The following is a 20,473-nucleotide window of genomic DNA, read 5'->3' as shown; positions in this document are numbered from 1 at the left end:
CGTCGCCCTGAAACTTGCCCGTCGCCCTGAAACTTGCCCGTCGCCCTGAAACTTGCCCGTCGCCCTGAAACTTGAATGCCGCCGGCGGCGCGGCATAGCATGCCTGATGCGCAACCGCTCCCTTTTGATTCTTGCCGTCCTGCTGGCAATGGCACTCTGGGCGGCTCTCGTTTTCGCCGGCGCGCGCCACGGCTGGTGGCACGCCGATCCGGGCCCGCGCGCGGATGTGGCATCCTTCTTCTCGACATCGGCGGCCGCGCTCGACGCGGCGGAGCAGGGCGCCGTCGCTTTCGTGCTGATCGAAAAGCGCAAGGTCTTCGGCGAACATTATGTGTCGGCCGGCGCGCCCGTCACCCGCGACACGCTGTTCCAGCTCGCCTCGCTGAGCAAATGGGCGACGGCACTTGCCGTGCTGAAGCTCGCCGCGGAAGGCAGGCTCGATCTCGATGCGCCGGTGTCGCGCTATCTGACACGCTGGCAGCTTCCCGAAACGGACGATGACGCGGAAGGCGTCACCGCGCGGCGCCTGCTCTCGCATACGGCCGGTCTGACCGACGGCCTCGGCTATATGGGCTTCGAACCGGGCACCCCCGTCCAGACGCTCGAGGCATCGCTGACGGAAGCGGCCGACCCCATGCCCGGCGCCGATGGGCAGACCCGTGTCGGCCGCGCGCCCGGCAGCGCCTGGAACTATTCGGGCGGCGGCTATGCGCTGCTGCAGCTTCTGATCGAGGAAATTGCCGGCGAACCCTTCGGCGATCACATCAAACGCGCGGTCCTCGATCCGCTCGGCATGTCGCGCGCGACCTTCGATCTGGCGCAAGCGGAAAGGGCAGGCCTCGCCCCCTGTTTCGACACGGACGGCGCGCCATGCGCCTATCGCCGCTTTGCCGCGCCCGCCGCCGCTTCGCTCCATGCCAGCGCCGCCGATCTCGTCCGCTTCCTCGAAGCGCAGATGGAAGCTTCGCGCGATCCCGCGCTGCCGCCCGATCTCGCCGCGGCCATGTCCACGCCCCATGCGTCGCAATTCGGCCTGCCGATCTGGGGCCTCGGCGTCATGCTCTATGCCGAAGCACCCCGCAGCGGCTACATCATCGGCCATGACGGCATGAATGCCCCGGCCGTCGAAACCACGGCGCGGCTCGATCCGGCGACCGGCGACGGCATCATCGTGCTGGCGACCGGCAATCCGGGCCTCGCCGCATCGCTGGGCGGCGAATGGGTCTATTGGCATGCCGGGCGGGTGGATGTGAGGACGCTTGACGGGATGCTGCCGCTCATCGGGTTCGCGCTGCTCGCGGGCTGGGCCGTCATCCTCGTTCTGGCCGTTCTCGCCTTCCGGCGCATGCGCCGCGCCGCAAGCCCGGCCATCCCGTAATCCGGTCTGCAAACCGGCCGCGCGGCGGGGATTCGCCGCGCCCCGCGCCCGCGCGCCCCAAGCGGACGCGGCGTCATTTGCAGGGGCCTTTTCTTGGGCCTCGATTGCAGGAACAATGCGCCCCGAATGAAACGCCGGCCGCCCTTGAAGGCGGCGGATTTCAACCGATTTCGGTCAGTGAACGACCGGCCGGCCGGCGCAGACGCGGCCAGGACGAAAAGGGAGACGCCATGAACTTCGATTTTTCCGACGACCAGAAGCTGCTGAAGGAGCAGGTCCGCAAGTTCCTTGCCGACAAATGCCCGATGACCGTCACGCGCCGCGTGCTCGAAAAGGAAGAGCCCTATGCGGCCGAGGTCTGGAAGGGCCTGGTCGAGATGGGCCTGACCGGCACGGCGATCCCGGAGGAATTCGGCGGCCTCGGCCTCGGCGCGCTGGAGCTTTGCGTGATCGCCGAAGAGCTCGGCCGCGCCGCCGCGCCGGTGCCGTTCTCCTCCTCGATCTATCTCGCGGCCGAAGCGATCAGGCTTTTCGGCACGAAGAAGCAGAAGGAAACCTGGCTGCCGAAACTGGCCTCGGGTGAAATCATCGGCACGCTGGCTGTCGCCGAAGGCACCCATGCGGCGCATCCGCGCAACATCGCGGTCAGGCTGTCGGGCGGCAAGGTCAATGGCGTCAAGCAGCCGGTCGTCGATGGCGCAGCCGCCTCGGTCGCGATCGTCGCGGTCAACACCGGCGGGTCCGGCGAGCAGGCCGTGTCGCTGGCGATCGTCGATCTGAAAGCGGGTGGCGTCTCGGCCGAGCCTGTCCGCACCCTCGACCCCTCGCGCCAGCACGTCACGCTGACCTTCAAGGACGCCGCTGCCGAAATTCTCGGCGACAAGGCGGGCGAGGGCTGGTCGCAGCTTTCGCGCGTGCTCGACGGCGCCGCCGTGCTCTTCGCCTTCGAACAGGTCGGCGGCACCGAAGCCGCACTCGAAATGGCCCGCGACTATGCGCTGGAGCGCTATGCCTTCGGCCGCCAGATCGGCTCCTACCAGGCGATCAAGCACAAGCTGGCCGACATGTATGTGAAGAAGGAACTGGCCAAGTCCAACGCCTATTTCGGCGCCATGATGCTGAATGACGAAGGGGCGGAACTCACCGAAGCCGCCGCCGCCTCGCGCATCGCCGGCACCGATGCCTATGTCTTCGCCGCCCAGGAGAACATCCAGACCCATGGCGGCATCGGCTACACATGGGAATCCGACTGCCAGTTCCACTACCGCCGCGCCAAGCTGCTGGCCCTCACCGTCGGCGCCGCCATCCAGTGGAAGGAAAAACTCGTTTCGCGCCTTGAGGCGAAGAACGCGGCCTGAGCCGCGTCCGCCGGAACGTGAAACGCAAACAGGAATTCGGGAGAACCAAGATGGATTTCAACGATACACCGGAAGAAGCCGCCTACCGCGCCCAGGTGCGCGAATGGCTCGATAAAAACGCCACCCGCAAGGAGAACGCCAAGGACCTCGCCCCGCCGAAGGACCTGAAGGAACTGCTGGCGCAGTCCAAGGCCTGGCAGGCCAAGAAGGCCGATGCGGGCTATGCCTGCATCACCTGGCCCAAGGAATGGGGCGGCGGCGGCGGCACCACCATCAACAACGTGATCTACAGCCAGGAGGAATCGAAATATGCGGTGCCCGGCGGCATCTTCGCCATCGGTCTCGGCATGTGCATCCCGACCGTGATGTCATGGGGCTCCGATGAAGCGAAGCAGCGCTTCGTGAAGCCCGCCGTGCGCGGCGACGAGATCTGGTGCCAGCTCTTCTCCGAGCCCGCCGGCGGCTCCGACGTCGCGGGCCTGCGCACCAAGGCCGAGAAGGATGGCGACGACTGGGTCATCAACGGCCAGAAGGTCTGGACGTCGGGCGCCCATTTCTGCGACTACGGCATCCTGCTGGTCCGCACCGATCCGAATGTGCCCAAGCACAAGGGCCTCACCATGTTCTGGATCGACATGAAGGATCCGGCCGTCGAAGTCCGCCCGATCAAGCAGATGTCGGGCGGCGCCGAATTCAACGAGGTCTTCTTCACCAATCTGCGCGTCAAGGACAGCCAGCGTCTCGGCAAGGTCGGCGACGGCTGGAAGGTGGCGCTGACCACGCTGATGAACGAACGTCTTGCCGTCGGCGGCAGCCAGGGCAATGCCGATACCGATGAACTGATCCGGCTCGCCCGCGACACCGACATCGCCGGCGAACCGGCGATCCGCCATGGCGGCGTGCGCGAGCGCATCGCCGACTGGTATGTCCAGGCGCAAGGGCTGAAGTTCACGCGCTTCCGCACGCTGACCGCGCTCTCGAAGGGCGAAACGCCGGGGCCGGAAAGCTCGATCTCGAAGATCGTGGCGGCCAAGAAGATGCAGGATCTCGGCTCCTTCGGCATGGACCTGCAGGACATGGGCGGCGTCATCCGCGACCGCAAGATCTCGCCGGAAGAGGGCGCCTATACCGAACAATGGATCGGCGCGGCCGGCTACCGCATCGCCGGCGGCACGGATGAAATCCTGCGCAACATCGTCGCCGAACGCGTACTGGGCCTGCCCCAGGACATCCGCGTCGACAAGGACCTCCCCTTCAACCAGGCCCCCAAAGGGAAGTAATCGTCCGTCAACGGACAAGATAGCAAAAGGCCGGATCGCTCGATCCGGCCTTTTTTGCGTCGCCTTCCGGCGCGCCGGTGGCCGCGCCCGCTCTCGCCTCAGTTCCGCGCTTCGGTCCCGGCAACCAGATATTCCGGCTGCGCATCTGCCGGCCGGGCGGCGAGTTCATCCTCGCTCAGCCGCGCATAGATCTCGATCAGGGTGCCGTCGGGATCGGTAAGCCAGAGCTCGTGCAGCGGCGTGCCCTGCCAGGTGGTGCGCGGCGGCTTTGCGACAGGCACGCCGAAGGCGACGGCGCGGTGATAGGCATCGATCACGGCCGCCCGGTCGGCGACACCGATGCCAAGATGATAAAGCGTGTCATGGCGCAGGTCCTTGCCGTCCGACACCAGCAGCACGAAGTTGAGATGGAGATCGGGCCGCAGGAAGGTCGCGTAGTGATCGGTCCATTCCCTGGGCCAGGTGCCGAGCAGCCAGGCATAGAAGCGCACGCTCCCGGGCAGGTCGCGGACGCGGATGCTGCCGTGAAATTCCTGCGACGGCGGGCCCTCGGGCAGGTCCAGCAGCGCGCGCAGGATCGCGAGCCGCGCCCGGATCTGGTCGCGCGCCGTGGCAAAGCGCGCGCGGAAATCTTCCGCCGTCAGCGATGGGTCGCTGGAGGCCGGATCGGCGATCGGCCAGTGCAGCCGCCGCACCCGGCCGGGCAGCACCGGGCAGACTTCCTCGGCGCAGAGCGTGACGACGAGATCGATGCTGGCCGGATCGATCGCGTCGACCGATTTCGAATATTGCGCCGAAATGTCGATGCCGATCTCGGCCATGGCGGCGATGGCATGCGGGTTGAGCTGCGAGGGCGCCGAACCGGCGCTCGTCACGCTCGCCAGGTCGCCCAGGAGATCGCGCGCCAGCCCTTCCGCCATCTGGCTGCGGGCCGAATTGGCGACGCACAGGAACAGGATGTTCATCGCCGCACCTCCCCGGCCGGCAGGTGTGAAGCGGCAGCCGCCGCGCCCTCATCGGCGTCGGGAAAATGTCGCCGTGTCCGGTTGGCGAAGGCGACCAGCGACAGCATCACCGGCACTTCCACCAGCACGCCCACCACCGTCACCAGCGCCGCCCCGGAATTCAGGCCGAACAGCCCGATCGCCACCGCCACCGCCAGTTCGAAGAAATTGGACGTGCCGATCAGCGCGCAGGGCGCGGCGACGTTGTGCGGCACGCGCCAGGCCCAGGCCGCCGCATAGGCGACGGCGAAGATCCCGTAGGACTGGATCAGCAGCGGCACGGCGATCAGCGCGATCGGCAGCGGCCGTTCGAGAATGACATGCCCCTGGAAGCCGAACAGCAGCACCACGGTGGCAAGCAACCCGAGGATCGAGAAGGGCTTCACCGCCGCCGTGAAGCGGGCGACCCGTATCTCGCCGGCCGCCCCGCCGCCCGCCCGTCCGCTGAGCGCCGCCCGCGTCGCCGCACCGGCCGCCAGCGGAATGACGACGTAAAGCACGACCGACAGCAGCAGCGTTTCCCACGGCACGTCGATATCGGTGACGCCGAGCAGCAGCGCCACGATCGGCGCAAAGGCGAAGATCATGATGATGTCGTTGAGCGACACCTGCACCAGCGTGTAATTGGCGTCGCCGCGCGTCAGCTGCGACCAGATGAAGACCATGGCCGTGCAGGGCGCGGCGCCGAGCAGGATCAGCCCGGCGATATATTGTCCGGCATCGGCCGGGTCGATGAGATCGGCGAAGACGAATTCGAAGAACAGCACGCCGAGTGCCGCCATCGTGAAGGGCTTGATCAGCCAGTTGACCGCGAGCGTGATGATGAGCCCCTTCGGGCGCTTGTGCACATGGCGCAGGCTGGCGAAATCCACCGCCACCATCATCGGATAGACCATGGCCCAGATCAGCACCGCGACGACCAGGTTGACCGAGGCATATTCCCACCCCGCCACCAGCTGGAACAGCCCGGGCAGGAGATTGCCCAGCGTCACTCCGGCGACGATGCAGAGCGCGACCCAGAGCGAGAGATAGCGATCAAAGACCGACACGGCGGCGTCCTTTCGCTGCGGCGGGCGGCGTTGCGGGCGCGCCGCTTCGCTCGGTGTCGAACACGGCGTTCAGCAGCCCGGCCAGCGGCATCAGGCGATCGGGGTTCAGCGAATAGCAGACGCGCGGATGCTCGATCGCGCCGCTGATGAGGCCGGCCGCCTTGAGGATGCGCAGATGCTCCGACACGGTCGATTGCGCCAGCCCGACCTCGTCGACAATGTCGCAGCCGATACAGGCCTGCTTTTCGAGCAGCAGCCGCACGATCCGCACCCGCGCCGGATGCGCCAGCGCCTTGGCGATGCCGGCGGCCTCGTCATCGCTGGAAGGGCGGCGGCGCGCCGCGGGCGCGGCGCCCGCACGGGCGGCGGTTCGGGGGGTCATGGCGGGCCTTCATCGTTGATCGTCGATCAGCGATACATACCCGCCCGCGCCCCCGCCGGCAAGCCCCCGCCGCGCCGTCAACCGCCCGCTTGCCCGCCGGTGAACACCGCCAGCTGCGCCGCAAACGCGCGCTGAAACGCCGGCCGCGCCTCGGCGCGCGCGACATAGGCGGCAAGCGCCGGAAATTCCGCGATGAGCGCCGACCCCTTCAGCCGCTGCAGCACCGACACCATCGTCAGGTCGCCGGCGCTGAACGCCCCGTCGAGCCAGTCGGCCTGCCCGAGCCGCGCGGCAAACTGGCCGAGCCGCACGCGCACGCGTTCGTCGAGCAGCGGCAGCCGCTTTTGATGCCAGTCCCTGTCGCGCTCCGCATAGCCCGCCTGTTCGCGTTCGACGATCGGCGGCTCCACCGTGTTGAGCGCCGCAAACATCCAGCCGATCGCCCGCGCGCGGGGCGCCGCCTCCACCGGCAGCAGCCCCTGATGGCGCTCCGCGATGTGAAAGATGATCGCGCCGCTCTCGAAGAGCGCCAGTTCGCCTTCCTGATAGGTCGGTATCTGCCCGAACGGATGCAGCGCCAGATGCGCCGGTTCCTTCATCTCGGCGAATGAAACAAGACGCACATCGTAAGCCTGCCCCACCTCTTCAAGCGCCCAGCGCACCCGCGTATCCCGCGCCAGTCCGCGGCCGCGATCCGGCGAGCTTTCAAAGGCGGTGATGGTCGGTCTCATCGGAACCTCCGGTCGATGGCGAAAGCGCGCGCGCTTTGCGTTTGTCCTCGCCCTTACCTGTATGCTAAGCGGTCCCCGGGCGCGAGGCACAGCGAAAGTAGACCGATAGACGATGACAGACGTCGAAACCGAAGAGCAATCCCGCCTCGAGGCCTGCCTGAAAGCCGTCGACCTGAACCTGCGGGCGATCGGCTCGCGCCTCAACGCCTATGCGCAGGAGGTCAAGGACAGCAAGGCCTATATGTGGGAAGCGCGCCGCGACATGGACCACATCGAAAAGATCGCGGTGCGCGAAACCATCGACCAGAAGATGCGCTCGGCCGAAGTGCTGCGGGCCCAGCAGCTGAAGCTCCGCAAGCTCCGGCGCTCGCCCTATTTCGGGCGGGTGGATTTCGTCCGCGGCAACGGCGGCGGCAACGCCGAAGCCATCTATGTCGGCGTTCACGATTTCCGCGACGAGGAGACGAAGCAGACCCTCGTCTATGACTGGCGCGCCCCGATCTCGTCGCTGTTCTACGACCATGAAATCGGCCCCGCCCGCTACGAGGCGCCGGGCGGCGAGGTGACGGGCCGCATCGAGCGCAAGCGCCAGTTCCGCGTCCGCGACGGGCGCATGGAATTCATGCTGGAATCCGGCCTCAACATCGTCGACGAGGTGCTGCAGCAGGAATTGAGCCGCACCTCCGACGAGGGCATGAAGAACATCGTCGCGACGATCCAGCGCGACCAGAACGCCATCATCCGCGATGCGGATGTGCATACGCTGGTGATCCAGGGCGTCGCCGGCTCCGGCAAGACCTCCATCGCGCTCCACCGCATCGCCTTCCTGCTCTACCGCTTCAAGGATACGCTGAGTTCGAGCGACGTGCTGATCGTCTCGCCCAACAAGGTCTTTGCCGACTATATCGGCAACGTGCTGCCCGAGCTCGGCGAGGAGATGGTCAACGAGATCGGCATGGAGGATCTGGCCGGCGGGCTTCTCGAGCACAAATACCGCTTCCAGACCTTCTTCGAACAGACGGCGCTGCTGCTCGAAAAGGACGACGCAGCGCTGAAGGCGCGCATCGTGGCCAAGGCCTCGCTCGATTTCCTGAAAAAGATCGATGCCTATGTCGAGCATCTCGAGGCGGGCTCCTTCGCCGCCGTCGAATGGCGCACCGGCAAGCGCATCGTGCCGGACTGGTTCTTCGCCGAAACCTGGCGCAAATATCGCGGCATCGGCCTCACCGAACGCATCGGCCATGTCGTCGGCGCCGCCGAATACCAGATCGGCATCCATTACAACCACGACCTGCGCACCGAGGAGCGCCGTTCGCTGCGCGAGGCGGTGCGGGGCATGGTCCGCCGCCCGGCGCTGCGCACCGCCTACAAGGAACTCTTCGCCTGGATGGAGCGGCCCGAGCTCTACAAACCCGCCGGCGGCAAGCTCGAATATGCCGATGTCTTTCCGCTGATCTATCTGAAGATGAAGCTCGAAGGCATCGACAACCCGCACAAGGACGTCAAGCACCTGCTGATCGACGAAATGCAGGATTACACGCCGCTGCAATATGCGGTACTCGGCAGGTTGTTCAACTGCCGCAAGACGATCCTGGGCGATGCCTCGCAATCGGTGAACCCCTACAGCGCCTCCACCGCCGACCGGATCAGGGATGTCCTGCGCACCGCCGCGCCGGTCAAGCTGACCAAGAGCTACCGCTCGACATGGGAGATCATGCAGTTCGCGCTCGCCATCTCGCCCAACACCGAGCTTGTGGCGATGGAGCGCCATGGCGAGCCCCCGCATGTCGTCACTTGCAAGAAGCGCGGCGACGCGGTGGCGCGCCTTCTCCGCGAGATCGAGGCATTCGAGGCCTCCGATCACGCGACCCTTGCCATCATTGCCCGCACGCAGAAAGAGGCGGAGCGCACGCACAAGGCGCTGGCCGCCGCCGGCCGCGAGGTCCGCCTCCTCGATGGCGCCAGCGCCGGCTTCTCGACCGGCATCGTGGTCTGCACCGCGCATCTGGCGAAGGGCCTCGAATTCGATAGGGTCATCGTCCCGGATGCGGGCGCCGCCAACTACCGCACCGAAATGGACCGCAACCTCCTCTATGTCGCCTGCACCCGCGCCATGCACCGCCTCACCGTCATCGCCGAAGGCGAGCCGTCGGCCTTCCTGCCGAATGAGGCGGCGTAGCGAATACGGTCACCGCATTTGCCGTATCTGCCGCCTGTCGCACCATGGGGGCCGTTCGGCGCGGCGCCTTGGCGGCCCGTTCACCGAACCCGCTCTTTCTCCCTCGGCGCCGCAACGCGCCGCGGCCTCGCCTCCATCTTGGGCTTGGGCAGCAGACGGAAGCGGCTCTGGCACCAGGCGAAATCGACGCCGACATCGAGCAGCGCATCCGACCGCCCGCAGGGGCAGGCAAATTCCAGCACGGCGAGCACGCAATAGGTCTCGCCGGCCTGCAGCGGCACCGGCTGGCCCGTCACATGGTTCGGCGCGGCATTGACGCAAAGCACAAGATCGCCGGGTCCGACAGTGTCGCTCATGGCTTCCATCCATCGCCAAAAGTAAAAGTGTCATCCCGGGGTTGCCTGTCCCGGCGAAGGCCGGGATCACCGGGACCCAATCCACGTTGCCGCGAGTCCGGCCGCGAACGGATTTCACCTACGTTGCCTGCTCGTCGACTTTCGTCAGTTTAGCGAGGGTGGCCGTTGCACGGAATACGGCGACAGGCACGGGGCGGGCCTTGCTACGCGGCGGCTTCGATATCGACCTCAAGATGGATGCGGTCATAGGGGAAGCTCACGCCTTCCTCGGTGCGGTCGATCACGCCCGCATTGATGAGCGTGGTAACGTCCGTATGCACGGCCTTCATGTCCCGGTCCACGCGGCGCGCGACCTCGCGGATGCTCAAGGGGCCTTGCCCGGCGAGCGTCTTGACGATTTGCAGCCGCGAGGGCGCAAGAACGCGGTGGATATCTTCGTAGCTGTCGAAGCAAACCGCGTTCGAAGGCTTCACGGCCTTGCCGGCCTTGGCGGCTTTCATCGCCTTGGCGAAGCCGGCATCGATCGACGCCCGGCTCTCGACCTTCACGTTAAGGGTTCTCATTTCAGCATCCTTTCAACTTCGGCATGGAAGTCGGCCAGCAGGGCTTCCGGCGTCGTGAAGCGATAGGGCTCCTGGCGCTCCCCGACATGGCGGTGATCGCCCTTTCCGGCCTCGTTGTCGTAGCGCAGGACGCACGCGCCATCGACCACAAGGGCGAGGCGGTACTTGTAGCCATGCGCGCTGCCGCGAACCGGCGCCGGCACAACCCAGATGACCGCCTCGTAAAACGCCGTCGGGGTGAGCGGCTTGCGGCGCCGATAGATGACCTGCGCATCCATGATGTCATCGATAACATCGCCCTTGGGTGATGTCAACAGAAACATCACTTTCGCAAGGAATTGTCGAAGCTATCGTCCCGTTCCGGCCGCTGTTTCACTGTTGCGATTTCTGTCTTGGCGCACCGTATTTGATCCGCAAAGGTAACTTCCGATCCGTTGCCTGCGTAGCCTTGTGGAGCTAGCTTGCCGTCATGTTGCCCGCCTCCGGGATACACATCCGCCGCGCCACATCGAGCGATGCGTCCCTGCTTCGGGCGATCCTTTATGAAACCTATGAGAGCACCTGGTTTCCCGAGTTGACGCCTGCTGCCGCTCGGCGGTTCCGCGACGAAGACCGTCCGGGCGCTTACGTCAAGGCGCGGGGCGCCGCGTTCCGGGTCGCGGAATGCGGTGGGCAGGTCGTCGGCTTCGTGGATTGGGACGCGGACTTCGTGAACGCCCTTCACGTGCGCCCCGGTCACGCGCGACAGGGTGTGGGCAGCCGCCTGATGGACATGGCAGAGACCGGGATCGCGAGAGCCGGCTTTCCCACGGCGCGCCTGGAGACAGACACGTTCAACGCCCGCTCGCGCGCCTTTTACGCGAAGCGCGGCTATCGCGAAGCCGATCAATATCCTGACACGGAATGGAACAGCGGACTCACGACGCTACTTCTCGTAAAGCCGCTTGACCAGACCGCAAAAGGAATACGGCGAAAGGAATAAGGTGACAGCAGCAACGCTCCCTTCCGAGCATGGGAATCGTTGCTGCTGTCACCGAATTTGCCGCAGTGCGCAAAGACTCTTCGTACTTGCTTCACATCCACCCAAAACCGTCATGGCCCGATTTATTCGGGCCATCCACGTCTTTGCGGCCCGGAAAGCAAGAAAAGAAAGACGTGGATGACCCGCCACCTTTATTACAAAGGAGGGCCGGGTCATGACGGAATAGGGGGAAAGCTAAGTGCCACAAGAGGTCTGATTCAAAGCCCATCCCAAAACCGTCATGGCCCGCGCAGGCGGGCCATCCACGTCTTTCCTGCGCAACGCCGCCTGCTGCAGATTTCAATCGACGCGCCGCGCGCGAAACTTGCCTCTGACTTAGAGTGGGCCATTGACGCCGCGAGGAAGGCCGCAAATCAGCACAGTAGGGATGTGCCGACCTAGATGCTCAGGCGACGGTGAGACCCATCTTAAAGAGTTAGCGGTCCGGGATGCTGATACCGTCCGAATACAGAAGAGAAATTATCTGTCATCACCGCGCTTCTGACGGCTCCAAGCTTCAAGAAATACATGCACTGAATCTCGATCCTCTTCGTCAAGATCGTTGTTGTCCCGAACGCGTTCCAAGGCTTCGCGAAAGGCCTTGGCGTCAATGATGCTCGCCTCATCCCTAATCTGTGCGGTTGTAGATCGCCTAGCTATTCGGTCGCCCATAAAACCGGCTCCCCCCACACCTATGGACCATGAAACTCCGGTCATAGCTCGCGCAAGTGCAACCAGTCCTTTGGGGTTGCCCAGCAAGGAATCCGTCCATGTTCGAGTCTCAGATGGATCATCACCCATGAAATCTGCCCAACGATGAAGGATGTAGAGCAAGTCTTTGTGGGCAATAAGCGAACCGTCTGCAGCCGCGGTACGAATTGACTTAAGTGCACGATCTGTCAGTTCATCCAAAGCGGCCTTGGTTGTGAGGCAGTCCTCTTCATGCGTCGGCTGTCTGTCTTCGTGCTGCTGATAGTCACCACGCGCTGAAGCCACAAAGTTGACAAGCCATCCTAACGATGCGGCCTCAGTGGCATTGAGATACACTTTCGTTCGTTCTTCAATGGTAAAGCGATCTCGTGTAAGACGTCTTATTAGCCAATGATAACGAAGGCTTGTGTCGGCTATCGAAATAAGCCCTTTTTCGGCGTCTCTCTCCTGATCAATCTCGTCATGGATTTGAAAAAGCACGCTCAATAGTGACTCAACCTTGATCTTGTCAACGCGTCTAGCGTGTGTGGTGAGTTCATCGAGATACACCGGAACCATCGACTGCCCAGTCCGACGCTCGACTTTGGATGCCGTCAAGAAAGTGGTCTTTATAAAGTCTCTATCATCCAACTTCTCGACCAACTCGTCGATCTGTTGCGCAGATAAAGTCTCGTCACTGAGGGACAGCCGAAAATAGGTGTCAAAATGCGTTTCAATGCAGACGCGGCGTTCAGAACTCCACTCGCTTATCCATTCATCGCCGTAGCCAATATCTTCCAATCGCGGGAAGATCCGTTGCAGAGCGACTTTTGCGAGTTCGCGTCGATCTTCGGATATATTTTTGATGAGCGCCGAAAATTGATCTTGTTCGTTCCTATTTGCATCGTCCTGCTGCTGGACACCACACACTCGATGCTTATTAGCTTTGATGGATGCGAAGAGGGCAGGCTCGTATAGTCTAAGTATTTCCAAGGCGACGAAGTCTGCCAAGTTCACATCACCTGCAATCGCAGGCCATGTCACGCTTATGGCGCTCTGGAACCGACTGACGTGGCGTGGAGAGGTGATATACGGTGCAACGACATCATAAAAAACATTCATAAACCGTATGATTTGGTCTTCGCTGGGCGACCCACAGATTTCGGAAATTGACGCAAGAACGGCGTTGTTGAGGTCAATTGGAAGTGGGGCCGGAAGTTCAAATCCAGCCTGTATGATCTTTTCGAGAAAGTGAGGCCCTTCTGACGGGTACCTCTCGCCAACCGCTTTTTCAGCGAGTTGCCTGTCGAAGACTACGAGATACATCACATTGGGCAGCCGTCCGACCGATTTGATGAGCCTAAAAACAGCAAGTGCTTCATCCGGGCTGAGCCGGTCCAAGTCGTCAATGAAAACGAGAAAGCGCTTATCCTGCTCAGCAAGAACAGTAGAAAGTTTTTGAAAGGTAGTTTCCAACGTATCGCCACTTGAGAAGAAGCGATTCGTGAATTCGACTGCTCCACCAAACAATCCTGCGAACGAACCTGCCGGTGTGAGCGCAATCGCCGGCCCAATTATCGGCCCCGCCTGAAGAATCCCGCGGCCTAGCTTTGGGATCAAATTTTTGACTTTGCTTTTGAGCGTTGAGCCCAAGACCGCATTCAAGTTTTGGAGAAACGCAAGCGCTAGCGCCTCCTCACCTCGGTACCACCAGCACTTGAACTCAGTGACGACTAGTCGAGGGTCATCGGCTTTGCTGAGCGCGAACCGTATCAAATTTACGGCGCTGCTCTTGCCCGAACCCCATGGGCCGTTCAACGCAATCGTGGTCCCGATCGGTCTGTCAATATTCAAGATGCTTTTTGCTAGAGTCTCGGCAAACGGCGTAATCCCGTATCGATCATCATCAGGGTCTTTGATTGGGCTATCGTTAAAAAAGTTCTTCATGCCCCCATCCCCTGAAATCTGCTCATAGAACACTATATCGCATAGTTATGCGTGTAAGAGGCACCGTTTCTCAGATGATACTTCTCACAGCAATACTGTGACAGGAGCAACGTTCTATTTTGAGCACGGGAATCGTTGCTCTTGTCACCGAATTCCAAGCGAGATCATCGCTCAGCCTTCGGACGATTCGAGCTTCCAGTGCAGCGCGCTGTCGGGCGACGCCGCATCGATGGCGAAGTCCTCGCCCGGCGGCACGATCAGGATGGAAGAACCGCAGGCCCGGGCGATCCGCTCCATCAGATCCCAGCTCGGTCCCTGCGCGCCGATGCCGGATTCGATTTCGCTGATCCGCGCCTGCGAGACGCCGAGCCGCCGCGCCAGTTCGGTCTGCGAAAGCTTGCGGGACTTGCGCATCATGCGGATGATCGCGGCGGCGCGAAAGGCGGCGCTCGAAACCGTCACCTCTTCGTGTTTCTCCCGCTGCGCCTTTTCAAGCTTGCCGATCAACGTGGCGAAGGAGCCGCGCTTTTCCGGATTGCCGGCCGTCTTCGCTTTCGCCTTCGCGGCGTTCGATTTAGCCATCGAAAAAATCCTCCAGTCGCGGCACGACATGCGCCTTGATCAGGTCGGTCGGGATCGAGTCCGGATGCGGCATGAAGTCGGCCACGCATCCAGCATGTATCAGCGTCACCCGCAGGCTGTCGTCATCTTGCTCTTCGACGACATAGATGATGAAGCGCCCGTCATGTTCTTCCGCCTTGTAGATCGTATGGCCGCGGTAGGTGTCGAAAGCCTGATCCCGTTTATAATTGCGCTTCCGGACAACGATGCTGTCCATGAACATGAGGAAGAGCTCCGCGGTACCGGTTCCGAGCGCTTCGAGTTCCTCTCCGGCATCGATGCCCTTCGACACATAAGGCGCAATCGGCTCATCGGACATGATATAGGGTATTCCTTATAAAATGCCAACAGGTCCCGTTGCCCTCTTGTGGCTCGGCGGCGGCCGGCCCCGCGCGGGGGCGGGCGGCAACGCCGAAATCCCGCCAGTCCGGCGGGCAGGGCATCATCAGGACAAAATTATCCCCGTCCTTGCTGATTATGGCAAGAGATCGAGGGGCGGCGCGAAGCGCCATCAAACCTTCTCTGCGTCTTCGCGCCTTCGCGTCTTCGCGTGAAATTCTTGTCCTCCGCGCCTCCGCGTCTCCGCGTGAGTCCCTTCTTCCTTCCCGCGCCATCCCCACCCCCGGCACAAGTTTTTCTCGACCCCGCCATCTCACCCCGCGACTCACCCCCGCCGCGCCGCGCCCTCTGAAACCGGGGATAAATTAATTCCGTCCCCGGGGATAAGTCCGACTTGTCCCCCGGGGACAACCCGCTTTATCCGCATGCGGATAACTTCGCTGCGCCCCGGGGATAACTTCACTTGTCCCCCCGGGGATAACCCCCACTTGTCCCCGCCCGCAAACGCCCCATCCCTCCGTACACGGAGCGAGACTGGCCCCGTTTGTGACAGTTTCGTGACAGTTCCGTGACAGAGGGGGGGTCCGCTGTCATTTGCGCTGTCGCATCGCTGTGAGCATCGCTGTCGCCGCGGCCCCCCGCGCCCATGCTATTCTTGCGCCCGATGAGGCAATCGGGGCGCGCGCGTTTGGCGGATTTCAGAGCGAAAACAAGGGCCTGGGCCGCACGCGCCGGGGCAGGGGCGCGCGCGCTGGCCGCCCGCCTTCCACATCCATGGAACAGTCCGCGCTTTCCCTGGCTCTTCCTGGCGCTGGCCGTGCTGTTCGGCGCCAACCATCTGGTCTTTCTGCGCGTCTATGTGCCGCCGGTCGACCAGGGCCTTGATTCCATTCGCGAAAACGGAAAGCTGGTGGTGCTGACGCGGCTCGGGCCGATCAGCTATTACGAGGGCGGCGACGGGCTGACCGGCTTCGAATACGAGGCGATGCAGGCCTTCGCCCGCACCCTCGATGTCGAAGTCGAATTCCGGATTTATGCGACGGAACAAAGGCTTGTGCGCGCGCTTGCCCGCGGCAAGGGGCATCTCGCGGCAGCCGGCCTGCTGGTCGACGAGCCGCGCCGGGCGGCGCTCATCAAGGGCCCGGCCTATGCGGCCGCCCGCCAGCTCGTGGTCTGCCACCGCCAACTGCCTGATATTCCACGGAAAATCGAGGATCTCGGCGCCGTGCGCTTCGCCGCGCCGCGGGGCGCGCCAGGGGCGGCGGCGCTGGCCGAGGCCGGGCTGGGCGATGCCGTGCTGGCGGAAGATGCCGAGGCCCTGCTCGAACGTGTCGCCGCTCGCCGCCTCGACTGCGCGCTCAGCGACAGCCGCCTCTTCCGCATCGTCAATCCCTACCACCCGGAACTTGTGCAAGCCTTTGAATTATCGGGGGAATTGCCGGTCGCCTGGGCGGCCGCCCCGGGCTCGGAAGACGTCGCCGAACAGCTCCGTCTCTGGCTGGCCGGCATGAAGAAGTCGGGCCAGCTGGCGGCGCTGGAGGGCCGTTATTTCGGCTTCCTGCCGCGTTTCGATTATGTCGATCTGCGTGCCTTCCAGCGCGCCATCCGCGACCGGCTGCCCGATTGGGAAAAGGCGCTGCGCCGCGCCGCGCGCGAAAATGGCCTTTCCTGGCAACTACTTGCGGCGATCTCGTATCAGGAATCGCATTGGAATCCCGACGCCGTCAGCCCCACCGGCGTGCGCGGCTTCATGATGCTGACGCAGCAGACCGCCACCGAGCTCGGCCTCGAAGACCGCACCGACACCACCGCCAGCATTGCGGCCGGTGCGCGCTATCTCGTTGATCTGAAAAGGAGATTGCCCGCCGCTGTGCAGGAGCCCGACCGCACCTGGATGGCGCTGGCGGCCTGGAATCTCGGCCTCGGCCATGTCTACGACGCCCGCGCGCTGGCCGAACGGCTCGGCCGCGACAAGAACAGCTGGGCCGATCTGCGCCGCACCCTGCCGCTCCTGGCCGATCCGGCCCGTGCCGGCAAGCTGCGCCACGGCCCGGCGCGCGGCGGCCAGGCCGTGCATTTCGTCCAGCAGGTCCGCACCTATCTCCATATTCTGCAAGGAAATACAAGGGCTTGAGCCGGTCCGCCGCGGCCCCCGCCCTGCGCGGGGGGTGCGACAACGCGGCCGCCCGCTGCGGCGAAATGACCACTAAAAAAATGGGGATATTGGGCGAAAGTGAGGAGGACGGTTCATCGCGCATCGGGGGGTCCGGTGCCGCCTCAAGGAGAAATCAAATGAAGATCAGCACGAAATCCAGGGCCACCGCAGCGGCACTGGCGCTGGGCGTGGCCGTTGCCGGCCTCGCCGCCGCGCCGCAAGCGCAGGCGCAGGAAGGGTTTAGCGGCAAGTCGGCCGGCGACATCATGGTCCGCGCCCGCCTGATCGGCGTCATCCCGGACGAGGACGCCACCACCTCGATCGGCGGCAATGTCGGCGTCGACAATGACTGGGTGCCGGAAGTCGACTTCACCTATTTCGTCACCGACAACGTCGCGCTCGAGCTGATCGCGGCCACCACGCGCCATGATGTTTCGAGCACGGTCGCCGGCAGCCTGGGCAAGGTAAGCCTTTTGCCGCCGACACTTACGCTCCAGTATCACTTCCTGCCCAAGGAGCGCGTCAGCCCCTATCTCGGCGCCGGCGTCAACTACACCATCTTCTACAACGAGGACGCCCCGGGCGGCGCCATCACCTCGATCGACTATGATGACAGCTTCGGCTGGGCCCTCCAGGCCGGTGTCGATGTCGCAATGGGCGGCAACTGGTACGCCAACCTCGATGTGAAGAAGATCTTCCTGAGCACTGACGTGTCGATCAATGGCGGTGCCGTCACCGCCGATGTCGACCTCGATCCCTGGGTCGTCGGCTTCGGCGTCGGCTACAAGTTCTGATCTTCCGCCGATACCCGGGGGGCTGACGCCCGCGCCCTTTTCCGCCCTGTCTGGTTTACCCCACCGGCAGTGCCCACACGGAAAAGGCGCGGGCGTTCCGCCGTCCGCCATGTTGAACTCCCTTGTGCCCTGATATAGAGACTAGGGCACACACCCTAGTGCGCCTGCGGCGCCGGGGTGGACGACGAAAGTCGTTTGAAAACAAGGGAGAAGCCGCGTGTCGCAGTCGCTCAACAATGTCCTGTCCGGACCCGACGTCAAGCTGAAGCCGCTCAGCATCGCCATTCTGGGCGCCGGCGCGGCGGGTCTCTGCATCGCGATCAAGCTGCAGAAGGCCGGCATCGACAGCTTCACCATCCTCGAAAAGGCGGCCAGCGTCGGCGGCACCTGGCGCGACAACACCTATCCGGGCTCGGGCTGCGATGTGCCCTCGATGCTCTATTCCTATTCCTTCGAGCCGAAGCCCGACTGGAGCCGGAAATTCGCCGGCCAGGCCGAAATTGTCGATTATTTCGAAGGCGTTGCGCGCAAATACCAGCTCCTGCCGCATATCCGTTTCAACACCGAGGTCACCGAAGCGCATTTTGACGAGTCGGCCGGCCTCTGGCGCATCCGCACCGCCGCCGGCGAGGAAATCGCGGCCAACGTGCTGATCTCCGGCGTCGGCCAGCTCAATCGCCCCGCTTATCCGAAGATCGACGGTCTCGACAGCTTCAAGGGGGCGGCCTTCCATTCGGCCCGCTGGGACCATGGCGTTGATCTGACAGGAAAAAACGTCGCCGTCATCGGCAATGGCGCCAGCGCCATCCAGTTCGTGCCCGAAATCGCGCCGAAGGTCGGCCGGCTGACGATCTACCAGCGCACGCCCAACTGGTGCGTGCCCAAGGCGGACCGCCCCTTCACCGAGCGCGAGAAGAAGCTTTTCCGCGCCTTTCCCTGGCTGGTCCGCGCCCAGCGCTGGCTGACCTGGATCATGCTGGAGCGCAACTACCTCGCCTTCACGCAAGGCAGCTTCTTCGGCAAACTCTTTGAAAAGGCGTCGAAAAAGGAACTTGAAGCGCACATCAAGGACCCGGAGCTGCGCCGCAAGCTGACACCGGACTACCCGGCCGGCTGCAAGCGCATCCTGCTGACCAACGACTGGTATCCGGCGCTGGCCCGTCCCAATGTCGATGTCGAAACCAGCCACATCGCGCGCGTCACCGACAATGCGGTCGTTACCGAGGACGGCGTTTCCCACCCGGCCGACGTCATCATCTACGCGACCGGCTTTGAATCGACCGATTTCCTGGCCCCGATCAAGGTCACCGGCCGCGGCAATGCCGATCTCAACGCGGTCTGGGCGCAGGGCGCGGAGGCCCATCGCGGCGTCGCGGTGTCGGGATTCCCCAATTTTTTCATGCTCTACGGCCCCAACACCAATCTCGGCCACAACTCGATCATCTTCATGATCGAATGCCAGGCCAACTACATCGCCCAATGCGTCCAGGCGCTGCGCAACGGCCGCCTGCGCTATATCGACGTGCGCAAGGAGGCGATGGCGGCGTTCAACCGCGAGCTGCAGCAGGACATGCAGAAGACCGTCTGGGCGGCCGGCTGTTCGAGCTGGTACAAGACCGCCGACGGCAAGGTCACCAACAACTGGTCGAGCTTCACCGCCCGCTACTGGTGGCAGATGCGCCATCCCGACTTCAACGAATACGCGCTGGTCGGCAACTAGGAAGCCTGCAATTCAGCCGTTTTCTCGGCCTCGATCGCGCGCAGCAGCGCCCGGTTGTGCTTGTGGTTGGAGCAGAATGCCGTCACCTTGCCGATGATCGGCCCGCCGCCCAGCGTCAGGTCGCCGACAAGATCGATGATCCGGTGACGCAGGAATTCGTCGGGGCTTTTGAGGCCGCCCTTGTTCAGCACGCGGTCCCCGTACATCAGCAGCGCATTGCTCAGCGACGCGCCCCGCACCAGCGGGATCAGCCGCAGCTTGCCCAGAATGAGCGCTGGCCAGATAACCGAAAGAATCCCGTAGGTTCGCGCATAGCAGATGTCGGTGCGGAAGCTTTCCGGCGTCACCTCGCCGGCCCAGTGCTGCGTCCCCCAATAGGGCAGCTCCAGCGTGTAGTCGATTTCGAACCGCTCGCTTGGTTCGATGCGCAGCGAAATCCGGTCGTCGGTAACCGTCAGTGCCCGCTCGATTTTTCGGAAATGCCGCGGCGCGTCCTGCTCCTCGCGTCCAGCCGCCGCGATCGCCTCGATTAGCGGCGCTGCGCTGCCATCCATGATCGGCACCTCCTGACCGTCCATCAGCACGGTCGCATTGTCGATCTCGAGCGCAAACAGTGCCGCCATCAGATGTTCGATGGTCTGGAATTTTCCGCCATTGGGCGCCTGCATCATCGTGCAGCGCGGAAAATCGACGCAATTGCGCCAGTCCGCCTGCAATTCGGCGCCCCTGCCGGCCGGGTCGGTGCGGCGGAAGCGGATGCCCTGACCGGCAGGTGCCGGCATCACCGTCACCCGTGTATGGCGGCCTGTGTGCAGGCCGACGCCTTCGAACGAGGCCGGCTGCCGCAGCGTGCCCTGAACGGTCTGGAAGGCGGAGGGGCTGGTCATGCAGGCGGTTCCGGTTTAA

General features: G+C 63.6%; 19 protein-coding genes. 8 read left to right on the top strand and 11 right to left on the bottom strand.

The window, feature by feature from the left end:
• Positions 1 to 106: 106 nt before the first annotated feature.
• From AAC071_RS02985 to AAC071_RS02975, 3 genes are all read left to right on the top strand, one after another.
• Positions 107 to 1,378, top strand: a complete 1,272-nt coding sequence (locus tag AAC071_RS02985; RefSeq protein WP_339829837.1) for a serine hydrolase domain-containing protein — start codon at positions 107 to 109, stop codon at positions 1,376 to 1,378.
• A 230-nt stretch (positions 1,379 to 1,608) separates the two neighbouring features.
• On the top strand, positions 1,609 to 2,736 hold the full coding sequence (locus AAC071_RS02980; RefSeq protein ID WP_339829835.1) for an acyl-CoA dehydrogenase family protein: 1,128 nt from the start codon (positions 1,609 to 1,611) through the stop codon (positions 2,734 to 2,736).
• A gap of 50 nt (positions 2,737 to 2,786) precedes the next feature.
• The gene (locus tag AAC071_RS02975) at positions 2,787 to 4,016 is read left to right on the top strand and encodes an acyl-CoA dehydrogenase family protein (protein ID WP_339829833.1); all 1,230 of its coding nucleotides are present in this window, start codon (positions 2,787 to 2,789) and stop codon (positions 4,014 to 4,016) included.
• 98 nt (positions 4,017 to 4,114) lie between these two features.
• On the opposite strand, the gene AAC071_RS02970 is transcribed toward AAC071_RS02975, so the two are convergent.
• The 4 genes from AAC071_RS02970 to AAC071_RS02955 form a co-directional block, all read right to left on the bottom strand.
• Entirely contained in the window at positions 4,115 to 4,981 is an 867-nt protein-coding gene (locus AAC071_RS02970; RefSeq protein WP_339829831.1) for a VOC family protein, read from the bottom strand.
• Positions 4,978 to 6,069, bottom strand: a complete 1,092-nt coding sequence (gene arsB / locus AAC071_RS02965; RefSeq protein ID WP_339829828.1) for an ACR3 family arsenite efflux transporter — start codon at positions 6,067 to 6,069, stop codon at positions 4,978 to 4,980. The genes AAC071_RS02970 and arsB overlap by 4 nt, the downstream gene beginning before the upstream one ends.
• Positions 6,056 to 6,451: a metalloregulator ArsR/SmtB family transcription factor gene (locus tag AAC071_RS02960; RefSeq protein WP_339829826.1), complete on the bottom strand. Its 396-nt coding sequence runs from the start codon at positions 6,449 to 6,451 to the stop codon at positions 6,056 to 6,058. The genes arsB and AAC071_RS02960 overlap by 14 nt, the downstream gene beginning before the upstream one ends.
• A 77-nt stretch (positions 6,452 to 6,528) precedes the next feature.
• Positions 6,529 to 7,182 (bottom strand): glutathione S-transferase family protein, encoded by a 654-nt coding sequence (locus tag AAC071_RS02955; protein ID WP_339829824.1) that lies wholly within the window; start codon positions 7,180 to 7,182, stop codon positions 6,529 to 6,531.
• A gap of 112 nt (positions 7,183 to 7,294) precedes the next feature.
• Between AAC071_RS02955 and AAC071_RS02950 the strand changes: the two genes are divergently transcribed.
• Positions 7,295 to 9,361: a 3'-5' exonuclease gene (locus AAC071_RS02950; RefSeq protein WP_339829822.1), complete on the top strand. Its 2,067-nt coding sequence runs from the start codon at positions 7,295 to 7,297 to the stop codon at positions 9,359 to 9,361.
• Between the two features lie 80 nt (positions 9,362 to 9,441).
• On the opposite strand, the gene AAC071_RS02945 is transcribed toward AAC071_RS02950, so the two are convergent.
• The 3 genes from AAC071_RS02945 to AAC071_RS02935 all read right to left on the bottom strand — a co-directional run bounded on the left by AAC071_RS02945 (position 9,442) and on the right by AAC071_RS02935 (position 10,558).
• Positions 9,442 to 9,717 carry a hypothetical protein gene (locus AAC071_RS02945; RefSeq protein ID WP_339829820.1) on the bottom strand — a complete coding sequence of 92 codons (276 nt, stop codon included), beginning with the start codon at positions 9,715 to 9,717 and terminating at the stop codon, positions 9,442 to 9,444.
• A gap of 203 nt (positions 9,718 to 9,920) precedes the next feature.
• Positions 9,921 to 10,217: a transcriptional regulator gene (locus tag AAC071_RS02940; RefSeq protein ID WP_339829859.1), complete on the bottom strand. Its 297-nt coding sequence runs from the start codon at positions 10,215 to 10,217 to the stop codon at positions 9,921 to 9,923.
• A 59-nt stretch (positions 10,218 to 10,276) separates the two neighbouring features.
• Complete coding sequence (locus AAC071_RS02935; protein ID WP_339829857.1) at positions 10,277 to 10,558, bottom strand: DUF6516 family protein; 282 nt, start codon at positions 10,556 to 10,558, stop codon at positions 10,277 to 10,279.
• A gap of 191 nt (positions 10,559 to 10,749) precedes the next feature.
• Here AAC071_RS02935 and AAC071_RS02930 point away from each other — a divergent pair, with 191 nt between their 5' ends.
• Positions 10,750 to 11,262, top strand: coding sequence for a GNAT family N-acetyltransferase (locus AAC071_RS02930; protein ID WP_339829818.1), 513 nt, complete (start codon positions 10,750 to 10,752; stop codon positions 11,260 to 11,262).
• 519 nt (positions 11,263 to 11,781) lie between these two features.
• Here AAC071_RS02930 and AAC071_RS02925 read toward each other — a convergent pair.
• The 3 genes from AAC071_RS02925 to AAC071_RS02915 all read right to left on the bottom strand — a co-directional run bounded on the left by AAC071_RS02925 (position 11,782) and on the right by AAC071_RS02915 (position 14,878).
• On the bottom strand, positions 11,782 to 13,938 hold the full coding sequence (locus tag AAC071_RS02925; protein WP_339829816.1) for a P-loop NTPase fold protein: 2,157 nt from the start codon (positions 13,936 to 13,938) through the stop codon (positions 11,782 to 11,784).
• Between the two features lie 171 nt (positions 13,939 to 14,109).
• Positions 14,110 to 14,520, bottom strand: a complete 411-nt coding sequence (locus tag AAC071_RS02920; protein WP_339829814.1) for a helix-turn-helix transcriptional regulator — start codon at positions 14,518 to 14,520, stop codon at positions 14,110 to 14,112.
• Positions 14,513 to 14,878 (bottom strand): hypothetical protein, encoded by a 366-nt coding sequence (locus AAC071_RS02915; protein ID WP_339829812.1) that lies wholly within the window; start codon positions 14,876 to 14,878, stop codon positions 14,513 to 14,515. Before AAC071_RS02915 ends, AAC071_RS02920 begins: the two co-directional genes overlap by 8 nt.
• A 708-nt stretch (positions 14,879 to 15,586) precedes the next feature.
• Here AAC071_RS02915 and mltF point away from each other — a divergent pair.
• The 3 genes from mltF (at position 15,587) to AAC071_RS02900 (ending at position 19,567) form a co-directional block, all read left to right on the top strand.
• Positions 15,587 to 17,032: a membrane-bound lytic murein transglycosylase MltF gene (gene mltF, locus AAC071_RS02910; protein ID WP_339829810.1), complete on the top strand. Its 1,446-nt coding sequence runs from the start codon at positions 15,587 to 15,589 to the stop codon at positions 17,030 to 17,032.
• A gap of 158 nt (positions 17,033 to 17,190) precedes the next feature.
• Positions 17,191 to 17,847 (top strand): OmpW family outer membrane protein, encoded by a 657-nt coding sequence (locus tag AAC071_RS02905; protein ID WP_339829808.1) that lies wholly within the window; start codon positions 17,191 to 17,193, stop codon positions 17,845 to 17,847.
• A gap of 217 nt (positions 17,848 to 18,064) precedes the next feature.
• The gene (locus tag AAC071_RS02900; RefSeq protein ID WP_339829806.1) at positions 18,065 to 19,567 is read left to right on the top strand and encodes an NAD(P)/FAD-dependent oxidoreductase; all 1,503 of its coding nucleotides are present in this window, start codon (positions 18,065 to 18,067) and stop codon (positions 19,565 to 19,567) included.
• On the opposite strand, the gene lpxC is transcribed toward AAC071_RS02900, so the two are convergent.
• On the bottom strand, positions 19,564 to 20,454 hold the full coding sequence (gene lpxC / locus AAC071_RS02895) for a UDP-3-O-acyl-N-acetylglucosamine deacetylase (protein ID WP_339829804.1): 891 nt from the start codon (positions 20,452 to 20,454) through the stop codon (positions 19,564 to 19,566). The two genes, AAC071_RS02900 and lpxC, sit on opposite strands and share 4 nt — an antisense overlap.
• Positions 20,455 to 20,473: the final 19 nt, after the last annotated feature.

It is taken from the genome of uncultured Parvibaculum sp. (genome assembly GCF_963975745.1).
GTDB lineage: Bacteria > Pseudomonadota > Alphaproteobacteria > Parvibaculales > Parvibaculaceae > Parvibaculum.
This window is presented reverse-complemented; position numbering and strand designations above follow the sequence as displayed.

What these genes read in the sequence shown, in the direction of transcription:
- AAC071_RS02985 (WP_339829837.1), top strand. Translation starts at nt 107, where the DNA reads ATGCGCAACCGCTCCCTTTTGATTCTTGCCGTCCTGCTGGCAATGGCA.
- AAC071_RS02980 (WP_339829835.1), top strand. Translation starts at nt 1,609, where the DNA reads ATGAACTTCGATTTTTCCGACGACCAGAAGCTGCTGAAGGAGCAGGTC.
- AAC071_RS02975 (WP_339829833.1), top strand. Translation starts at nt 2,787, where the DNA reads ATGGATTTCAACGATACACCGGAAGAAGCCGCCTACCGCGCCCAGGTG.
- AAC071_RS02970 (WP_339829831.1), bottom strand. Translation starts at nt 4,981, where the DNA reads ATGAACATCCTGTTCCTGTGCGTCGCCAATTCGGCCCGCAGCCAGATG.
- AAC071_RS02960 (WP_339829826.1), bottom strand. Translation starts at nt 6,451, where the DNA reads ATGACCCCCCGAACCGCCGCCCGTGCGGGCGCCGCGCCCGCGGCGCGC.
- AAC071_RS02955 (WP_339829824.1), bottom strand. Translation starts at nt 7,182, where the DNA reads ATGAGACCGACCATCACCGCCTTTGAAAGCTCGCCGGATCGCGGCCGC.
- AAC071_RS02950 (WP_339829822.1), top strand. Translation starts at nt 7,295, where the DNA reads ATGACAGACGTCGAAACCGAAGAGCAATCCCGCCTCGAGGCCTGCCTG.
- AAC071_RS02945 (WP_339829820.1), bottom strand. Translation starts at nt 9,717, where the DNA reads ATGAGCGACACTGTCGGACCCGGCGATCTTGTGCTTTGCGTCAATGCC.
- AAC071_RS02940 (WP_339829859.1), bottom strand. Translation starts at nt 10,217, where the DNA reads ATGAAAGCCGCCAAGGCCGGCAAGGCCGTGAAGCCTTCGAACGCGGTT.
- AAC071_RS02935 (WP_339829857.1), bottom strand. Translation starts at nt 10,558, where the DNA reads ATGGATGCGCAGGTCATCTATCGGCGCCGCAAGCCGCTCACCCCGACG.
- AAC071_RS02930 (WP_339829818.1), top strand. Translation starts at nt 10,750, where the DNA reads ATGTTGCCCGCCTCCGGGATACACATCCGCCGCGCCACATCGAGCGAT.
- AAC071_RS02925 (WP_339829816.1), bottom strand. Translation starts at nt 13,938, where the DNA reads ATGAAGAACTTTTTTAACGATAGCCCAATCAAAGACCCTGATGATGAT.
- AAC071_RS02920 (WP_339829814.1), bottom strand. Translation starts at nt 14,520, where the DNA reads ATGGCTAAATCGAACGCCGCGAAGGCGAAAGCGAAGACGGCCGGCAAT.
- AAC071_RS02915 (WP_339829812.1), bottom strand. Translation starts at nt 14,878, where the DNA reads ATGTCCGATGAGCCGATTGCGCCTTATGTGTCGAAGGGCATCGATGCC.
- AAC071_RS02905 (WP_339829808.1), top strand. Translation starts at nt 17,191, where the DNA reads ATGAAGATCAGCACGAAATCCAGGGCCACCGCAGCGGCACTGGCGCTG.
- lpxC (WP_339829804.1), bottom strand. Translation starts at nt 20,454, where the DNA reads ATGACCAGCCCCTCCGCCTTCCAGACCGTTCAGGGCACGCTGCGGCAG.